This window comes from Streptomyces sp. NPDC001507 (genome assembly GCF_042894765.1).
Taxonomy (GTDB): domain Bacteria; phylum Actinomycetota; class Actinomycetes; order Streptomycetales; family Streptomycetaceae; genus Streptomyces.
Window position 1 is genome coordinate 52,443 of record NZ_JBIAVV010000009.1, and the last position, 17,091, is coordinate 69,533.

13 protein-coding genes are annotated in these 17,091 nt (G+C 72.0%); 3 read left to right on the forward strand and 10 right to left on the reverse strand.

Annotated elements, in window-relative coordinates; translation table 11 throughout:
- Positions 1–58: 58 nt before the first annotated feature.
- The 7 genes from ACFY0K_RS27685 to ACFY0K_RS27715 form a co-directional block, all read right to left on the reverse strand.
- Positions 59–2,050, reverse strand: coding sequence for an Ig-like domain repeat protein (locus tag ACFY0K_RS27685; RefSeq protein WP_390642123.1), 1,992 nt, complete (start codon positions 2,048–2,050; stop codon positions 59–61).
- A gap of 157 nt (positions 2,051–2,207) precedes the next feature.
- Positions 2,208–4,826, reverse strand: coding sequence for a hypothetical protein (locus ACFY0K_RS27690; RefSeq protein ID WP_390642124.1), 2,619 nt, complete (start codon positions 4,824–4,826; stop codon positions 2,208–2,210).
- Positions 4,823–6,520 carry a phosphate ABC transporter substrate-binding protein PstS gene (gene pstS / locus ACFY0K_RS27695; RefSeq protein WP_390642125.1) on the reverse strand — a complete coding sequence of 566 codons (1,698 nt, stop codon included), beginning with the start codon at positions 6,518–6,520 and terminating at the stop codon, positions 4,823–4,825. The genes ACFY0K_RS27690 and pstS overlap by 4 nt, the downstream gene beginning before the upstream one ends.
- The gene (pstA, locus tag ACFY0K_RS27700) at positions 6,520–7,989 is read right to left on the reverse strand and encodes a phosphate ABC transporter permease PstA (RefSeq protein ID WP_390642126.1); all 1,470 of its coding nucleotides are present in this window, start codon (positions 7,987–7,989) and stop codon (positions 6,520–6,522) included. Before pstA ends, pstS begins: the two co-directional genes overlap by 1 nt.
- Before the next feature lie 2 nt (positions 7,990–7,991).
- On the reverse strand, positions 7,992–8,966 hold the full coding sequence (gene pstC, locus ACFY0K_RS27705; protein ID WP_390642127.1) for a phosphate ABC transporter permease subunit PstC: 975 nt from the start codon (positions 8,964–8,966) through the stop codon (positions 7,992–7,994).
- A 395-nt stretch (positions 8,967–9,361) separates the two neighbouring features.
- Complete coding sequence (locus tag ACFY0K_RS27710) at positions 9,362–10,024, reverse strand: hypothetical protein (RefSeq protein ID WP_390642128.1); 663 nt, start codon at positions 10,022–10,024, stop codon at positions 9,362–9,364.
- A 191-nt stretch (positions 10,025–10,215) separates the two neighbouring features.
- Positions 10,216–10,770 carry a hypothetical protein gene (locus ACFY0K_RS27715; RefSeq protein ID WP_390642129.1) on the reverse strand — a complete coding sequence of 185 codons (555 nt, stop codon included), beginning with the start codon at positions 10,768–10,770 and terminating at the stop codon, positions 10,216–10,218.
- A gap of 161 nt (positions 10,771–10,931) precedes the next feature.
- On the opposite strand from ACFY0K_RS27715, the gene ACFY0K_RS27720 reads away from it, so the two are divergent.
- Positions 10,932–11,918, forward strand: a complete 987-nt coding sequence (locus ACFY0K_RS27720; RefSeq protein ID WP_390642130.1) for a cytochrome c oxidase assembly protein — start codon at positions 10,932–10,934, stop codon at positions 11,916–11,918.
- On the opposite strand, the gene ACFY0K_RS27725 is transcribed toward ACFY0K_RS27720, so the two are convergent.
- Positions 11,919–12,845 carry an AraC family transcriptional regulator gene (locus ACFY0K_RS27725; protein WP_390642404.1) on the reverse strand — a complete coding sequence of 309 codons (927 nt, stop codon included), beginning with the start codon at positions 12,843–12,845 and terminating at the stop codon, positions 11,919–11,921.
- Between the two features lie 103 nt (positions 12,846–12,948).
- Here ACFY0K_RS27725 and ACFY0K_RS27730 point away from each other — a divergent pair, with 103 nt between their 5' ends.
- Positions 12,949–13,707: a nuclear transport factor 2 family protein gene (locus tag ACFY0K_RS27730; protein ID WP_390642131.1), complete on the forward strand. Its 759-nt coding sequence runs from the start codon at positions 12,949–12,951 to the stop codon at positions 13,705–13,707.
- A gap of 14 nt (positions 13,708–13,721) precedes the next feature.
- On the opposite strand, the gene ACFY0K_RS27735 is transcribed toward ACFY0K_RS27730, so the two are convergent.
- A complete protein-coding gene (locus ACFY0K_RS27735) occupies positions 13,722–14,144 on the reverse strand; it encodes a molybdopterin-binding protein (protein ID WP_382728316.1) in 423 nt (140 codons plus the stop codon).
- Positions 14,145–14,346: 202 nt separating this feature from the next.
- Here ACFY0K_RS27735 and ACFY0K_RS27740 point away from each other — a divergent pair, with 202 nt between their 5' ends.
- Positions 14,347–15,459, forward strand: coding sequence for a Ppx/GppA family phosphatase (locus tag ACFY0K_RS27740; protein WP_390642132.1), 1,113 nt, complete (start codon positions 14,347–14,349; stop codon positions 15,457–15,459).
- A gap of 287 nt (positions 15,460–15,746) precedes the next feature.
- On the opposite strand, the gene eno is transcribed toward ACFY0K_RS27740, so the two are convergent.
- Positions 15,747–17,030, reverse strand: coding sequence for a phosphopyruvate hydratase (gene eno / locus ACFY0K_RS27745; protein ID WP_390642133.1), 1,284 nt, complete (start codon positions 17,028–17,030; stop codon positions 15,747–15,749).
- Positions 17,031–17,091 lie beyond the last annotated feature (61 nt).

A 17,091-nucleotide genomic window follows, 5' to 3' on the forward strand; every position in this document is an offset into this window, starting at 1 on the left:
GAATTCGGTGAGGGGCCGCCGGGAGCCGAACGAGGCTCCCGGCGGGCCCGTCAGAGGGTCACTTGCTGGTGATGGTGAAGTTGGCGCCGGCCTTCGAGTTCACGGTCGAGGAACCGACGTAGAAGGCGTGCAGGGTGTGCTTGCCCTTGGCCAGCTTCGGCAGGGTGATGGTGACCTTGCCGCCGCTCAGGGTGCCGGTCGCGATGACCTTGGTGCCCTGGTAGATGCGGACGGTGCCGGTCGGGGTGGTGCCGGACGCGGTGACCTTGACGGTGACCTTGGCCTTGGCGGTGTGGCTCACCGAGGTCGGGGCGGAGGTGGAGACCGACGCCGTGGCCTTGGTGATCTTCAGGGAGACGGTCGTCGAGGACGCGTTCAGGCTGGAGCTGCCCGCGTAGGAGACCGACAGGGAGTGCGTGGCGACCTTGAGGTGGTTCGACAGGCCGATGGTGACCTTGCCGGACGCGTCGAGGGTGCCGGTGCCGACGACGGTGGTGCCGTCCTTGACGGTGACCTTGCCGGTCGGCTTCACGCTGTGCGAGCCGGTGACGGTGACGGCGACCTTGGGGACCTTGCCGTAGGCGGTGGTGGCGGTGGTGGCCACGGTCTTGCTGGTGTACTTGACCGCGCCGGTCCAGGTGGCGGCCGCGCCGGTGCCGTTTACGTTGTTGGCGGTGACCGTGGCGGTGTAGGTGCCGGTGGCCAGGCCGGTGAAGGAGGCCGACGTGGTGGTGGTCGCGACGTCCTTCGTGGCGACGACGCCGCCGTCCGCGTCGGTCAGCGTGATCCGGTAGTCGGTCACCGGCATGGCCGGGACGGTGCTGCTCGGGGTCCAGCTGAGGTTGAGGCTCGCGTCGCCGACCGTGGACTTCAGGGCGGGCGCGTTCGGCACCGAGTGGTCGAAGGTGCTGGACTCCTCCAGGCCGCCGAGCTTGGCGTGCTTGGCGACGGAGATGGAGCCGTTGTAGGACTCGTTGACGAAGCCGAACTTGGCGATGACCGACTCGGCGGCGTCCGACGCCAGCTGCGCCGTGTGGCTGCCGCTGGTGACGAAGACGTCGTACAGGTCCTTGTCGTAGAAGATGCTGGTCGGGTCGATCGCCCGGCTCGGCACGACGTTGTAGACGTCACGGCCGAACGTCGCGTTCTCGTAGTAGGCGTTGACCGGGGCCAGCTTGCCGTTCACCGTGGTGACCGGGCTGGTGGCGCCGTCGTCGCCGGGCAGCTGCACGGAGGCCAGGTGGCCGCCGGCCGCGGCCGCCGTCTTGCTGTAGTCGGGAGAGACGCCGTTGTTCTGGGCGATCCAGGAACCGACGGAGAACGGGACGAGCGCGCCGTCCTCGGTGAGGGCCGCGTTGGCCTGGTTCTCCTGGACGACGCCGATGCTCGCGGGGACGTCGCTGTCGGCCACGCCGATCGCGTTCAGGAAGAACTTGCGGGTGCCGGAGCCGCCCTGCGGGATCTTCGGGTGCACGGTCTGCCCGTTCACCACGGTCAGGTGGCCGATGTAGATGTCGTGCAGCTGCTGCACGGTCAGGGTGTCCAGGCCCGAACCCTTGACCGCGACGCCGACCGCGTCACGCGCCATCGGGATGTAGGTGAGCGCGGAGCCGGAGGCGGACGGACCGCCGGAGGAGCGGGCGAAGTCGACCTGGCCCTTGACCGAGGCGCCGGAGGCGTCCAGGTCACCGGTGAGCGACTCGCTCAGGGCGGTGCGGCCGGCGCCGGAACCGTTCGGGCGCAGGAAGGTGGTGCCGCCGGTGCGGGTGGTGATCTTCGTGCCGGTGGCGCCGGTGCCGGGCTGGATGGCGTCGTACGACGCGATGCCCGCGCCGTTCGTCGACTTCACGGCGGTGGCGGAGTAGCTGGTGCTGTTGACGGTGTCGCCGGCCAGGGCGTTGAGCACGTCCTGGGTGGTGTCCGAGCCCACGCCGACCAGCTGGCGGAAGGTACCGGAGTCCGGGTCGGCGACCGCCGGGCTGGCGAGGGCGATGCCGCCGGCCACCACGGCAGCGGCGACGAGCGCCGCCGAAGAGCGCAGATTGCGCATCGTGAGTCTCCTGAGAAGAGCGAGCTGGGGTGTTGCTGAGGGATCTGGCAGGGTGGTACGGGCCGTCCGCCCCGACTGCCTTTCGGGGCGGGCGGCCGTCTGTGGGGAGCACATGGGCTCCGTGGGGCTTTCGAAAGCCCCTGGATGTGGCGCCCTTTCAGGGGCGCGGGGCTGTATCTGACGTGCGGCTGCCGCCGCGTGGGCGCGACCAGCCACGACGTACCCGCAGCCGGCGCACTGCCGCCGTCACGGCAGCCGTCGACAGCCGACGTCCACCCGCGAAGGGCGCCCCGGCCCCGGCAACCGCACCGAGCACGGCCCCCGCCGGAACGGCATAACGCAGAGGATTGGCCGGGTCGGCAGGTGTGTTGCCGGCCGCGGTGGTCTGCAGTGACTTGCCACCGTCGAACGACGCCGACGCACTCGGCGACGCGCTGCCACCGGCGCCGCCGGAGGCGTCCGTGCCGCCGACGGTGCCGGTGCCCCCGGCGGAGCCGGGTGCGCCGCCCCCGCTCGTGTCGGTGCCACCGCCGTCGGCCGAGCCGCCGTCGCCCGCAGAGCTCGGGCCGGTGTAGGCGAGCAGTGCGTCGGCCGCCTTGACGGTCTGGGCACGCAGCTTCTCGGAGAGCGGGGCGTACCCGTCGGGCAGCTTGCCGGGATCGGCGCCCGGCGTCTGGCCGGTGGCGACGGCATACCGCAGCAGGGCCGCGTAGTCCTGGCGGGCAGCCTTGCTCACCTTGCCGGGCCGGACCGCCGCGTAGACCAGCTCGGTCAGCGGGTAGGCGCCCTTCGCCGTGGCGTTCGCCGGGGTGATCTCGGCGACGCCGGAGCCGGTGGCTGCCGCAGCGGCCGCGGTCAGGCCGGCCGTGGTCGGGGCCACGTACTTGCCCGCGGAGTTCTTCAGTTCGGCCGTCTGGAGGCCGTAGCGGGCGGCCGAGGCGGCGTCCGTGATGGTGATGACGAAGCGCGAACCGACGATCTGCGGGCCGGCGGTCTTGTACGTGGGAGGGGTGGCCAGCGGGTCCCAGGTGGACTTCCACAGCACGTCGGTACGGCGGGCGTGCAGGGCGCCGGCGTGCATGTCCTCCACATAGGGGTGGAAGTCGATCATGCACTGCTTGTTGGTGTCCGGTGCGTCCGAGCCGGGCGGGACCGTGCACCACGGGTCGCTCTTCGGGTAGTCGTCGGTGTTCGACGGGTCGAAGGCGATGTGCAGCGGGTTCAGATCCGAGTTGGTGCTGTAGTACGGGTTGACCCGCATGCCGTCGTCGTCGGGGACACCGGCGAGGAACTGCCGGGCGTCCTTGTCGGCGTAGATCCACTGCCAGATCGCGCGGGCGGTGTCGGAGTGGCCGAGCGAGGTCAGCAGGTCGGTGTCGGTGGCCGGGGTCTCGGCGACCGACAGGTACGCGAACTCCGGGTTCAGCGCCAGGAATTCCGGGTCCGTGGCGAGCCCGGACGGGTTCTTCCGAGCCCAGCCGTATCCCTTCGCCGCCGTGCCGCTGATGACCGAACCCCAGGTGGAGCTGCGGTACGACTCGGTGAGCAGCTTGGCCACCAGGCGGGGGTTCAGCTTGATGGACTCGACCTTGGTGCCGTCGAGTTTCGCCTCGGACGCCGGCGCGTCGGACGAGGCTCTGCGTTCGATGGTGAACCCGATGACGGCTCCGGAGAGTGCGACCGGCGCGTACGTCGTCGTACCCGGGGGCGCCGGCGCGGCCGGATCTGCCCCCAGTTTCCGGGTGGTGAACGCCAGCCCGGAGGAACCGTCCGCGATCAGCCGGGACCGGCTGTCCGGCTCGCCGAACTCGGTGTAGCTGAACACCTTGCCGACCGAGCAGAGCCGGGTCTGCCAGCTGGTCATCGCGTCGGCGGCCAGCTCGCTGCCGTAGGTGGGGCGTTCGTCGGCGCCGAGGGCGCAGTTGTCGCCGACGCTGTTGAAGTCCAGCTTGACCGCGATCCGGTTCTGCCAGTTGGTGGAGGAGACCGGGGAACCCGCGTTGACCTGGCTCTTGTCCGCGTACGGCTTGCCGTCCAGGTCCAGGCGGCCCTGCGGGACGATCACCAGCCAGCAGGACCGGGGCTTGGTCACGCCGTCGGTGGTGACGGGGATGCCACAGCCGAGGTGGGGTGCCTCGTTGGCGGTCTGGACCTCGAAGAACTCCTTGCCGGTGCCGTCGGCTCCGGTCCGGGCGAAGTCGATCTCGTTGGTGGTGTTGTAGCTGTAGAACTGGTTGTTCTGGGTGTTCGTGGTGATCGTGGTGCCATCGACCGACTTGAAGGGGACCTCGCCGCCGGCGTTCGGGTTCGCGGCGCCGTACCGGTTGTCCTGACCGTAGTTGGTCGGGTCGGCGCTGTAGAAGACCTGCCGGGTGTCGTCCTGGCCGTTGCCCGGCCAGGTGGAACGGCCGGTGGTCGGGGAGGCACCGTACTGGCACTGGGTACGCGCCGGGCCCGGGTTGGACGGGACCGTGCCGTCGTCGTCGCCCCAGCACTGCATGATCTGCACGAAGTCGGTGTTGAACGACGTGCCCGCGAAGGTGGTCGGGGTACCGCCGGTCCAGCTGACCGTGACGGCCTGGCTGGTGAGGTTCTTGGTCTGGGAGACCGTGAACTTCATGTCCTTGAACTCGCCGCGCCCGGAGACGGTCACGGCGGAGTCGGTGGCCGCGGCGGCCGTGGGAGCGGTCTGGGCGACCGCGAGCCCGGCGAGGGCACCGACCGTGGCGCCGGCGAGCAGGCGTATCAGCGCGTTGCGTACACGGGTGCGTCTCATCGCGAACTCCCGTCCTCGGGGCGGCCGTTGCTGTTTCCGTTGCCGTCGGCCCTGCTGCCGACCAGGCGGGAGATCACCGAGGGCAGCAGGAGCAGGCCGAAGACCAGGACCGCGGCCAGCAGCATCAGCGTCTGGGTGCCGGTCCAGCCGTGTGCGGTGGCCACGGCGACGGGCTGGGCCAGGGCCACGGTGCCGTCGGCGCCCGCGCCGGTGCCGCCGGAGGCCGAACCGGTGGTGCCGCCGGGGGAGATGGTCTGACCGGTGTCGGGATCGACGGAGGGCTGGCCGCTGTTGCCGCCGGCCGAGCCGGAGCCGCCGCCGGTGGAGCCGCCGGCGGTGCCGGTGCCGGTGGAGCCGGTCGATCCGCCGGAGGAACCGCCGCTGCCGTTGCCGGAGCCGGTGGTTGCGCCGCCGGTGCCGGTCGTGCAGGGGGCCGCACCCTTCTTGTCACAGGCGGCCGGGTAGGGGGCGGTCTGCGCGAGTCTGTTCTGGCCGGTGGTGGTGAAGGTCGGGTTGTTGCAGTTCTTGATGTTGATGTTCTGTGCATGCACGCCCGGGATCCGGCGGATCTGGTCGAAGCCGGCCTGGACGAGGTTGATCGGGAGCGGCGAGTAGCCGAGGCCCGGCGCCTGTTGCTGGCCCTGGCACATGAAGTAGTAGGAGAACGCGCCGAGCGTCTTGCCCTTGGCCTCGGTGAAGGTGCCCTGCACCTTCAGCGGCAGGATCATGTACGAGTAGCTGGACAGCGGGTAGTTGCGCTTGTCGGAGTCGTTGTAGACGCCGTCGAGCTGCTGGGTGAGGTAGTCCGCCGAGTTCTTGTCGGTGTTGATCCGCGCCTTGAGCAGGGAGACCGCCACGTTCTGCGGGGTCGGCTCGGTGTAGTAGCCCGCGTGGTTCAGGACCTTGGCGACCGGGTAGTGCGCGTTGCGCGCGTACGAGTAGTTGACGTACCCGATCGCGCCCTCGCCGTAGTTCTGGGCGACGTAGCCGGCGACACCGAGGTCACCGGACTGGGCGATCATGCCGGAGACGGTGGGGTAGTACGATGTCTGCCCACAGGATCCCGCGCGGCCGACCTTGGCGCAGTAGGCGTTCCACAGGGCCCGGTGCTGGTTCACCATCCACATCGTGAACTGGGCGGTGGAGCCGGAGCCGTCGGAGCGGACGACGGGGACGATGGTGCGGTGCGGGAGCTGCAACCCCGGGTTGTCGGCCTTGATGACCGGGTCGTCCCAGGTCTTGACGACCCCGGTGAAGATCTTGGTGACCACGTCGCCGGAGAGGCGGAGGTTGGTGACCCTCTTGCCGTTGACCGTGAGGTGGTACATGAACACCGTGCCGCCGGCCACGATCGGCATGTAGGCGTACGAACCCTTCGCGGGGCGTTCGGCCGCGCTGCCGTCGGTGGGGTGCGTCTGGAACGGGATGTCGGAGACGGCGAAGTCGACGGTGCCGGAGAGGAACTGGCGACGGCCGTCCGACGAACCGCCACCGGCGTAGCTGATGCGCATGCCGTTCTTGTTGACGTCGCGCCGCCACTGGTCGATGGCGTTCTCGGCCCAGGTGGAGCCGGCGCCGGCGATGGGGGTGTAGCTGTCGGCGACGGCCGGGGTGCCGGCGAGGGTGCCGAGGATGCCTACGAGTGCGGCCAGGATGCCCAGCCGTCTCAGGGCGTTGATGACAAGGCTGGACATCAGTGCGCGTCTCCTGTAGCAGGGTCAGTGTTCCCACCCGCACCACCCGTGCGAGTTTCGTTGTCAGGTGCGGGTGGCCCCTGTGGGGGGCCTTCGCCGTCGGCGGGTGCCGGCGCGTTGTCCCCGGGGGACTGCTCGCCGTTGTCGGCCGCGGGTGCGTCGGGGCTGGTTGCGCCGTTCCCCGCGCCCCTGGGTCCGTTGCTCTCGCCGGAGTCGTCACGGTCACCGGTCTCGAACAACTCCAGACCCGGCGTGTGGAGTTCGGCGAACCTCGTCGTGTCCCGGCGGGACGCCCTCGCCGCCCTCCTCGCCTGACGCTTGTTCTGGTGGCCGGGGCCGCGGCCGCCGATCACGCGGGCGATCATGAAGAGGATCAGGACGAGAGCCATCAGGACCGCCGCCGCGCCGAAGCCGCGCGCGATCATCGTGGGCTCGGGGGACTTGACGAAGTTGAAGACGGCCAGCGGGAGGGAGACCATCGGGCCGTTCGTCGGGTCGGCGTTGAGCGCCGCCGTGAAGCCCGCCGTGAGCAGGACGGGGGAGGTCTCGCCGATGCCGCGGGCGGTGCCGAGGATGACGGCGGTGGCGAGGCCGGAGCGGGCGGTGGGCAGGACCACGTGCCAGACCGTCCGCCAGCGCGGCGCGCCGAGCGCCTCGGAGGCCTCCGTGAGGGTGCCGGGGACCAGGCGCAGCACGACGTCCGCCGCACGGATCACGATCGGCAGCATCATCACGCTGATCGCGAAGCCCGCCGCCAGACCCGACTTCTGCATCCCGAGGTTGAGGATCCAGACGGCGTAGACCATCAGACCGGCCACGATGGACGGCAGCGCGGTCATCGCCTCGACGATCGTGCGGACGAACCGGGAGAAGCGGCCGGGTATCTGGTTCAGGTACACGGCGCAGGCCAGGCCCAGCGGGACCGTGATCGCCAGTGCGATGGTGATCATGATGAGCGTGCCGAGCATGGCGTGCGCGATGCCGCCGTGGGGCAGCGGGTCGAGCGGGCCGGCCGCCTGCATGTCCTGGGTGAAGAAGTTGGCGTGCGGCAGGGCCTCCCGGCCGCGCCACGCGGTGAAGCCCACGACCATGGCGAGCGCGGCGAACATCAGGCCGCCCGCCGACCACAGGACAACGGTCATCACCCGGTCCCGTACGGCCTGCCCGTCCTCCTCAAGCCCTGTCAACACCGCGTAGATACCGAGGAATGAGAGGTATGCGGTGACGAAGAACCCCAGTGCGCCGGAGAACGGCGCGAGTTCCCCGAAGAGCAGGACGGCGACGCACAGCCCGGAGGCGGCGGCGCCGGACACCGACAGCACACCGGAGCGGGTGAGCCCGCCGATCCGGCGCGGCACGTCGGGGAACGTGACGGGGTCCGCGGCGAGGGAGGTCCTCGCGGCAGGGCTCACGGGAGCGCCCTGCGGGGCGTCCTGGGGGGCGCCCTTCTCAAGGTCTACGACGGTCATCGTCAGGCCTCGCTCTGTGCGCCGGACCGTGACCGCGCCACGATCGAGGAAGCGGTGAAGTTGACCGCGAGGGTGAGCAGGAACAGCGCCAGGCCCGCCGCCATCAGCGCGGACATGCCGAAGGTGGAGGCATCGCCGTAGTGCAGGGCGATGAGGGAGGAGACGGAGTTCGAGCCGGTCTGCAGGATGTGCGGCTGGATGGTGAAGACCGGGGAGATGATCAGGTAGACCGCGATGGTCTCGCCGAGGGCGCGGCCCAGGCCCAGCATGGTGCCGCCGATGATCCCGCCCAAGCCGTACGGCAGCACGACCGAGCGGATCATGCCCCAGCGGGTGGCGCCGAGCGCGTAGGCGCCCTCCCGTTCACCGGCCGGCGCCTGCGCGAACACCTCGCGCATCACCGAGCACTGGATCGGCGCGACCATCAGGGCCACCACGATGCCGGCCACGAAGGTGGAGGCGGTGTAGACGCTCTGGGAGGCGAGCGGTTCGCCCGGCTGGGTGCCGTCGACGTGCAGGAAGGGGACCCAGCCGAACCAGTCCGACAGCCAGCGGGAGAGGCCTATGACGTGCTGCTGGAGGAAGAACAGGCCCCACAGGCCGTAGACCACGGACGGCACGGCGGCCATCAGGTCGACCATGGAGACGAGCGTGCGGCGCAGCGGGCGGGGTGCGATGTCCGAGATGAACAGGGCGGTCCCGAGGGCCAGCGGCACGCTGATCGTGACGGCCACGGAGGCGATGAGCAGGGTGCCGGTGAGCACGGCCGCGATGCCGAAGCGGTGCACGTCCGGCTGCCATTCGGCGGTGGTGAGGAAGCCCCAGACCCCTCTGGCTCGCAACGCCTGCCCGGCCCGGAGCAGCAGGAACAGCCCTACGGCAGCCATGATGGCGAGGACGGTGACGCCGGAGGCCGTCAACTGGACCCGGAAGATCCGGTCCCCGAGCCCCCGGGCGGCCGTCAGCTGCCTGGGCACGGGTCTTTCGGATTCCGCCCCTGCGGAACCCTTGAGCGCGGACACCACTGTGCCCCCCCTATACGGAAACGAATGGCCCCCTACGCGGCTCCAACGGGTAGCCGCGCGGGTTGAGTCAATGGCCGGTTCCTTGCGCACCAACGCGTCGAATATGGAGAACAGGTGAACTGTTCATGCCATTTGGGTGGGGGAGATGTGGGTGCCTGTGTACTGGAGGGTCGGGCGGGGCGGATGACGCCGGACGCCCGCAGTGCCCAGAAGGCGGGCGGGCAGGGCGAGTTCGGTCAGGTCGCGCCCGGTGGGGCGGGGTGCGGGGCTGTCGTACCACCCGCGCAGCGGGGATGCGGCCGAACGTGGCCGGATGTGGCCGGGTGCGAGGAACCGGAGTGCAGGGTTCAGCCCCCGGCCGCGCGGTCCAGGGCCCGCTCGGCGGCCTGCTCGTCCTGTCCCAGCAGCGCCTTCTCCAGGCTGTGGTCGTCGTGCCGGGAGAAGCGCTCGCCCGCGGCGACGTCCTCCTTGCTCAGCACGCGTCCGCACCACTCGCCCTGGTCGCCGGTGTGGTCGTCGAAGGGCACGGCGGCGCCCTCGCCGAGGACCACCCAGCCGCCCTGGTGCCGGCGCAGGGCGAGCAGGTAGGTGTGGCCGGTCTGGAGGCGGGGCGAGTCGGTGGCCATCTCGGCGACGCGGGTGCCGGAGGACCGGTAGACCTCCCAGCCGGGGGCGACCAGGTCGAAGGTGGCGCCGAGGGCGTGCCGGGACGAGGGGCGCGACCACAGCGTGCGCTCGGTCCGGAAGGTCACCAGCCGGTCCGTCGCGTACGCCACGGCCCCCTTCGGGTACGTCCGCCGGTTCGTCTCCCGCTCCCCGGTCGGGTCGGCGACCACGACGTGGTCGGCGTACGACACCCAGTCCTTCGCGGTCTGCGACGGGTACAGGTCGCCGGAGCCCCCGCACCCCGTCACCGTCTCCAGCCCCGGTTGGCCGACCAGCACCCCGGCGACGACGCCGACGGCGGCCAGCAGTGCGGCCAGCGGCCGTGCCGACCCGCGCCGAGGCATGGCGAATCGTTCCCTCACGTCGGTGCAGCCCCCTGTGGTCCCTGTCTCCCCTGTGTGGCGGCGGCGGAGGTGGTCGGGCTCCGCGGGCCGCGTTGATCACTTTAGGCACGGCCGAACACGGGTGATCAAGGATCACCGTGACTCGGCACAGAACTGTGACGCGGGTCGGCGGGGCGCCGGTGCCGGGCGGCTCAGCAGCCCTCGCGGGTCGCGGTGAACTCCAGCCGGGCGTGGTCGGCCGCGGCCACGGCGTCGCCGTAGACCGAACTGCTGACCTGGTACCAGACGTCGTCGCGGCGCCGGTCGCCGTCCACGTCGTCCAGCTCCACGCACCACTTCTCGGTGCGCACGGTCTTCCGGTAGGTCTCGGTGCCGCTGCGGACCCTGGTGCAGGACCGGTACCGCTCGGTCGTGTACCAGGTCCGGGTCTTCCGCCTGCTGCCGGTGCCGCTGCCGGAGGTGTGCCGCTCCCTGCGCGTGGCGGTGGAGCACTTCTCGACCAGGTGGGGGCGGGTGGCCCGGGTGGTCTTCGCGGTGACGTGCCGGACGGTGTCCTTCAGCCCGTGGACCGTGTCCTCCTCGGCGGACGCGGCGCCGGCAGTGCCGGAGCCGGAGACGGAGCCGGAAACGGCCCCGGTGGCGTTCCCGTTCCCCTCGCCGTTCCCACTCCCGCCCCCGGCGCATGCGCCGAGCGTGCCGATCAGAATCGCGATGGCTCCGCCCACTATGAGCCGCTTTCCGAACATGAATCCCCCGCCTCCGAGAACCGTGCCGATCACCACCCGGTGATCGCGCCGATTCTGCACGAGCCCCGGTGCGGCGGCGGGGCGGGACAGGTATAGCGTCGCGCAGTGGACTGACCTGACCCGTTTCGTCCCCGACCGAAGGAAGAAGGAGGGTGAGCCGGATGGCCGAGCTGACCGTGGGCCGGCTGCTGACGTCGTGGCAGCCGGACGTGCCGGCGCTGCTGCTGGTCTTGGCCCTGGGCGGGCTGTACGGCTGGGGCGTGCGGCGCGTGCGGGCCGGGGGCGGGTCCTGGTCGCCTGGCCGGTCGGCCGCCTTCGCGGTGCTGGGCCTGGGCGCCCTGGTCGTCGCGACGATGTCGGGCCTGGCCGTCTACGACCACGTGCTGTTCTGGCCCGCGGCCGTGCAGAACATCCTGCTCGACCTCCTGGCCCCGCTCGGCCTGGCCCTCGGCGACCCGCTGCGGCTGGCGACGGAGGCGCTGCCGGAGGGCGCGGCGGCGCGGGTCCGCCGCGCGATGACCGGGCGCGTGATCCGCCTCCTGACCTTCCCCCTGGTCAGCACGGCCCTCGTCCTCGCCACCGAGCTGACGGTCTACTTCACCCCGTACTTCGCCACCGCGCTGCGGGTGGGCTGGCTGCACGAGCTGATGTACCTGCACCTGCTGGTCGTGGGCTGCCTCTTCGTCGTACCGGTGCTGACCCGCGAGGAGACCCTGCCGGCCTGGTGCACCCACCCGGTGCGGGCGGCCCTCGTCTTCCTGGACGGCGTGATCGACGCGGTCCCCGGGGTCGTCGTGATGACGCACGGCACGCTGATCGCCGGCGCGTGGTACCTGCACCACCACCCGTCCTGGGCCCCCGACGTCCGGCACGACCAGCAGATCGGCGGCGGCGCGATGCTGAGCATCGCCGAGCTGGTCGCCCTGCCGTTCCTGCTGGCGCTCCTGTTCCAGTGGGCGCGGGCGGAACGCGTCCAGACGGCGGTCCTCGACCGCCGGCTGGACGAGCAGCTCGCCGTGGTTCCGGCGACGGCCGGCTCTGCCCCCGCGTCCGACCCCGGCCCCGCCGCCGACCGGGTCCGTCCCTGGTGGGAGACGGAGGACAACGAGGTGGCCGCAAGGCTCCGCCGCCAGCACGGCGAGAAGTGACTAGCGCTGGCCGGTGCGGAAGGCGCCCGGCGTGCGGCCGGTCTCGCGGGTGAAGAACTTGCCGAAGTTGGTGGGTTCGGTGAAGCCGAGCCGGTGGCTGACGGCGGCGACGGGCAGGTCGGTGTGGGCCAGCAGCCGCTTGGCCTCCAGGGTGACCCGAGCGTCGATGAGCTGCTTGGCGGTGTGACCGGTGGCCCGCCTGCACGCGCGGTTGAGCGTCTTGAGGGAGTAGCCGAGCCGGGCGGCGTAGTCGTGGGCCTGGCGCAGGGTCGTGAAGGAACGCTCCAGTTCGTGCTGGAAGTGGCGGTACGGCTCCTGCGCGGCCGGCGGCGTCCGGGAGGCGGGGCCGTCGGTGCCGCCGGGCAGGCGTGCCATGCGCAGGAGCACGCCGGAGAGGAGCTGGCGGAGCAGCTCCCTGGTGATCTCGGAGTCCGCGCCGTCCGCGCCGTCCGCGGTGTACGCGCCGTACTCCTCGGCCAGTTCGGCGAACGCGCGGCCGAGGCGGTCCTGGTCGGCGGGGCGGAGCTGCCAGGCGGCCGGGCCGAACGGGTCGTCGGTGACACGGGCCGTCGCCGGGAGCCGGGGCGGGAAGTCCGGGGTGAACAGGACGAGGGTGGCGTCGAGGCCGGCGGGGGTGCCGTCGGCCGCCGTGGGCAGGCGTTGCACCTGGCCGGGGCGGATGTGCAGGAGGGTGCCCGGCCGGCAGGGGCGGTCGAGGAAGTCGACCATGGCGGTGCCGTGGCCGCGGCGGACCAGGGTCAGGTGGTGGAAGTCGGGCCGGTGGATCCGCCGGTACTCGTCGCCCGGCAGCCGGCGGCGCAGGTCGGCGAAGGGCAGCAGCTCCAGACCGAGTCCGGGCCGGGTGGGGTTGCGGTACCCGCGTTCGAGCACCGGGGGCGGCACCGGAGGTTGTCCCGTTTCGACCATGGTCACGCCTGACTCTACCGTGCGCGGAGCCGGGCCCGCCGGGAGAGTGGGGGCGTGCCGGCGGACAGGTGCCGGCGAGATTTCCCAGATCGGAGACATGGTCATGAGCAGCAAGGACATCGTCCTCAAGGCGGCCGGCGAGTTGTTCGGGGACCGCGACCCGGGCGCGGTGGACCGCTGGGTGGCCGCTGACTACCGTCAGCACAGCAGCCTGGCGGCGGACGGGCCGGAGGCGCTGCGCGCTCTGGTGGCCGGGCTGCCCGGGGACTTCCGTTACGAGGGCGCGCGGGTGATCGCCGACGGTGACCTGGTGGCGCTGCACGGCACGTACCACGGCTTCGGTCCCGTACCCCTGGTCGCGTTCGACCTGTTCCGGGTCGACGCGCAGGGCCGGCTGGCCGAGCACTGGGACGCGCTGACGCCGGTGGTCGCGGACACCGCCTCGGGCCGCTCCCAGACGGACGGCCCGAGCGCGCCGTCGGACCCGGACCGGACGGAGGCCAACCGGGCGCTGGTGGCCGAGTTCGCGCAGAAGGTGCTCGTCGGCGCCGACTACTCGGTCCTGACCGACTACATCTCCACCGACACCTACCGCCAGCACAACCCGGAGGCCGCCGACGGCCTGGACGGCTTCGGCGCGGCGGCCGCCCGGTGGGCGGAGCAGGGCAGGAACCTCGTCTACCGGACGGTCCACCGGGTCGTCGCCGAGGGCGACCTGGTCCTGCTCCAGTCCGAGGGCGAGTTCGGCGTCCCGGTCGCCTACTGGGACCTGTTCCGGGTGGCGGACGGCAGGATCGTCGAGCACTGGGACGTCATCGCCCCCGTCCCGGCCGAACTCCCGCACTCCAACGGGCTGTTCTGACCGGCCGCGCGCGGTCAGGCGGTCGCGAGGGACACCTCGGTCGCCTTGATCAGCGCCACGACCGGCGCACCGGCCGTCAGGCCGAGATCGCCGACCGCGTCCCTGGTGATCGCCGCGGTGAGGTCCTGGCCTCCGTCCACGGTGACCTTGACCGTGGCCATCGCCCCGCCGGTGGCCACGTCGCTGACGGTGCCGGGCAGCTGGTTGCGGATGGACACGCCCGGCACCCGGCCGGTGGCGAGCGCGACCTCGGTGGACTTGACCATCGCGCGTACGGCCGAACCCTCGGCGAGCCCCAGCTCCCGGACCGCCTCCAGGGTGATCGCGGCGGTCAGTTCCTGGCCGCCGTCGAGCCGGACCTTCACGGTCGCCATCACCTCGCCCGGGGTGACGGCGGTGACGGTGCCGGGGATCTGGTTGCGGATGCTCAGGCTCATGACGGGCCGCCTAACAGGGTGGGAAAAGGGACGGATTGTCAGGATTCGTTCCGACGTCGATTCAACAAGTTAGCCGGTCGGGCACGGCGCGCCCGTCAGGCACCGCGGGAGGCGGCCGTGCTGCGCACACGCCCGGGTACCCCCTGCGTACACGTCCGTGTACGCACCGCATTACCCCGGCCGTGCTGGGTACGTGCAGCTCATGAGAGTTGGCCTGGTGGACGCGGGTTCGAACACGGTGAGGCTGGTGGTGACCGATGCGACGGGCGGGGTGCCGCTGCCGGTGCACACCGCCAAGTGGAAGCTCCGCCTGTCCGAACAGGTCGGGCCCGACGGGCACTTCGGGGAGGAGGCCACCGAGCAGCTGGTCGAGGCGCTCCGCAAGGCCGTCGAGGTCGCCCGCGGGTGGGGCGCGCCGGAACCCCTGGCGTTCGCCACCGCCGTCGTACGCAACGCGCCCGACCGCGTGGCCGTTCTGCGGGCCGTGGCCCGGCGCACCGGGGTACGGCTGTGCGTGCTGCCCGGCGAGGTGGAGGCCGAGCTCACCTTTCTCGGTGTCCGGCGCTGGATGGGCTGGCGGGCCGGGCCGCTGGCCGTCTTCGACATCGGGGGCGGCTCGTTCGAAGTGGCCTTCGGACGGGGCCGGATGCCGGAGTTCGCGGTCGCCCTGCCGCTCGGGGCGGGCCGGCTCACCGACGAGTTCCTCGGCCACGACGGGCCGCCGACGGCGGACGAACTGCGCGCCCTGCGCCGCCGGGCCCGCCATCAGCTGCGCGACGCCACCTCCCGTATCCGCTGGGAGCACCCGCACACCGTCGTCGCCACCTCCCGCACCTTCCAGCAGCTGGCCCGGCTGTGCGGCGCGGCCCCGGGCCGCAACGGCCCGTTCGCCGAGCGGATCCTGCGCCGGGGCGACCTGCGCCGCGCGATCGACCGGCTGGCCGCCCTGCCGGCGACCGAGCGCGCCGGCCTGCCCGGCATCTCCGCGCCCCGGGCCCGGCAGAGCCTCGCGGGAGCGGTCGTCGGCCACACCGCGATGAAACTGAGCGGCGTGAAGACCCTCGCGATCTGCCCCTGGGCCCTGCGCGAGGGCATCCTCCTGCGCTACCTGGAGGACGGCGCCGACTGGTGGGCCGACATCGAGGCGACACACGACACGAACGGGGGCGGCGCGGTCCTGGACGGGGGGTGGGGCGGCGCGAGCCTGGACAGAGGGGAAATCGACGGGTACGGGAACGGAGACCGGGACAGTCCTGCCGCCAAGGCCGTCAGCCTGCTGCCACTTCGGAGCACCCCGCCGACGCCCACCGCCTGACACTGCCCGCCTGACCCCGGCGGTCTGCTCCCGACTGCCCGACTCTGGCCGCGTGGCCCCGACGGCCTGCGTCCGCCCGCCTGGCCTCGACGGCCTGCCCTTGCGCGCCGACCCTTGGCCGCCTGCCCCCGGCTGCCCGACTCTGGCGGCCTGCATGTGACTGCCTGACCGTGACTGCCTGACCGCCGGGCGGCCCCGGCCGCGCCCGGCCTGGCGGGACTGCGTGCCGCCTCGCCCGCCCCCCGGCTCCCCCCCCGCCCGGCTGCCCCGCCCTGCGGTTCCCCGGTTCAGCGGCGCAGCCCCAGTGCCTCGGTGCCTGCGTAGCGGGCCTGGGGGCCCAGTTCCTGTTCGATGCGGACGAGTTGGTTGTACTTGGCGGTGCGGTCGGCGCGGGACAGGGAGCCGGTCTTGATCTGGCCGCAGCCGGTGGCGACGGCGAGGTCGGCGATGGTGGTGTCCTCGGTCTCGCCGGAGCGGTGGGACATCACGACCGTGTAGCCGGCGCGGTGGGCGGTGGCGACGGTCGCCAGGGTCTCGGTGAGGGTGCCGATCTGGTTGACCTTCACCAGGACCGAGTTGGCGATGCCGTCGCGGATGCCGGCCCGCAGCAGGGTCTCGTTGGTGCAGAAGACGTCGTCGCCGGTGAGCTGGCAGCGGTCGCCGAGCCGGGCGGTCAGGTCGCGCCAGCCCTCGTGGTCGTCCTCGGCCATCGGGTCCTCGATCGAGGCGACCGGGTAGCGGTCGACCAGTGCGGCCAGGTACGCGGCGTGTTCGGCGGGGGAGCGGCGCACGTCCTCGCCCGTGTAGTCGTACACCCCGTCCCGGAAGAACTCCGAGCTGGCCGGGTCCATGACGAGGGTGATGTCGGTGCCCGGCTTGTAGCCGGTCTGCTCGACGGCGCGGACCACGAAGTCCAGGGCCTCCTCGGCGGTGCGCAGGTCGGGGGCGAAGCCGCCCTCGTCGCCGACGTTGACGCTGTGACCGGCGGCGAGCAGGTGGGAGCGCAGGGTGTGGAAGACCTCCGAGCCCATCCGGACGGCCTCGGCGAAGGTGGCCGCACCGATCGGCGCGATCATGAACTCCTGGAAGTCGAGCGGGTTGTCGGCGTGGGCGCCGCCGTTGACGATGTTCATCATCGGGACCGGCAGGAGCCGGGCGTCGACCCCGCCGACGTAGCGGTACAGCGGGAGCCGGTGGGCGGCGGCCGCGGCCTTGGCGGTGGCCAGGGAGACGCCGAGCAGGGCGTTGGCGCCCAGGCGGGACTTGGTGTCGGTGCCGTCCAGCTCGGTCATCGTGCGGTCGACGGCCGCCTGGTCCTCGGCGTCGAGTCCGACGACGGCGTCCGCGACGGTCTCGTTGACGGCGTCGACCGCGCGCAGCACCCCCTTGCCGTGGAAGCGGGACGGGTCGCCGTCCCTGAGCTCCACGGCCTCCCTGGCCCCGGTGGAGGCCCCCGACGGGACGGCGGCGCGGCCCAGCGAGCCGTCCCTGAGCTCCACGTCCACCTCGACGGTGGGGTTGCCCCGGCTGTCGATGATCTCCCGTGCGACGACGCGGCTGATGGCGGTCACGGTGCAACTCCTCACGCCTGGCCCGCGGGTCTTCGCACCGGCGGGCGCTAAGTTCCGTCCA

Coding starts and splice junctions, on each gene's coding strand:
- ACFY0K_RS27730 (WP_390642131.1), top strand. CDS start 12,949: ATGAGCAGCAAGGACATCGTCCTCAAGGCGGCCGGCGAGTTGTTCGGG.
- pstA (WP_390642126.1), bottom strand. CDS start 7,989: ATGACCGTCGTAGACCTTGAGAAGGGCGCCCCCCAGGACGCCCCGCAG.
- ACFY0K_RS27720 (WP_390642130.1), top strand. CDS start 10,932: ATGGCCGAGCTGACCGTGGGCCGGCTGCTGACGTCGTGGCAGCCGGAC.
- pstS (WP_390642125.1), bottom strand. CDS start 6,520: ATGTCCAGCCTTGTCATCAACGCCCTGAGACGGCTGGGCATCCTGGCC.
- ACFY0K_RS27740 (WP_390642132.1), top strand. CDS start 14,347: ATGAGAGTTGGCCTGGTGGACGCGGGTTCGAACACGGTGAGGCTGGTG.
- ACFY0K_RS27715 (WP_390642129.1), bottom strand. CDS start 10,770: ATGTTCGGAAAGCGGCTCATAGTGGGCGGAGCCATCGCGATTCTGATC.
- ACFY0K_RS27725 (WP_390642404.1), bottom strand. CDS start 12,845: ATGGTCGAAACGGGACAACCTCCGGTGCCGCCCCCGGTGCTCGAACGC.
- ACFY0K_RS27710 (WP_390642128.1), bottom strand. CDS start 10,024: ATGCCTCGGCGCGGGTCGGCACGGCCGCTGGCCGCACTGCTGGCCGCC.
- ACFY0K_RS27735 (WP_382728316.1), bottom strand. CDS start 14,144: ATGAGCCTGAGCATCCGCAACCAGATCCCCGGCACCGTCACCGCCGTC.
- ACFY0K_RS27685 (WP_390642123.1), bottom strand. CDS start 2,050: ATGCGCAATCTGCGCTCTTCGGCGGCGCTCGTCGCCGCTGCCGTGGTG.
- ACFY0K_RS27690 (WP_390642124.1), bottom strand. CDS start 4,826: ATGAGACGCACCCGTGTACGCAACGCGCTGATACGCCTGCTCGCCGGC.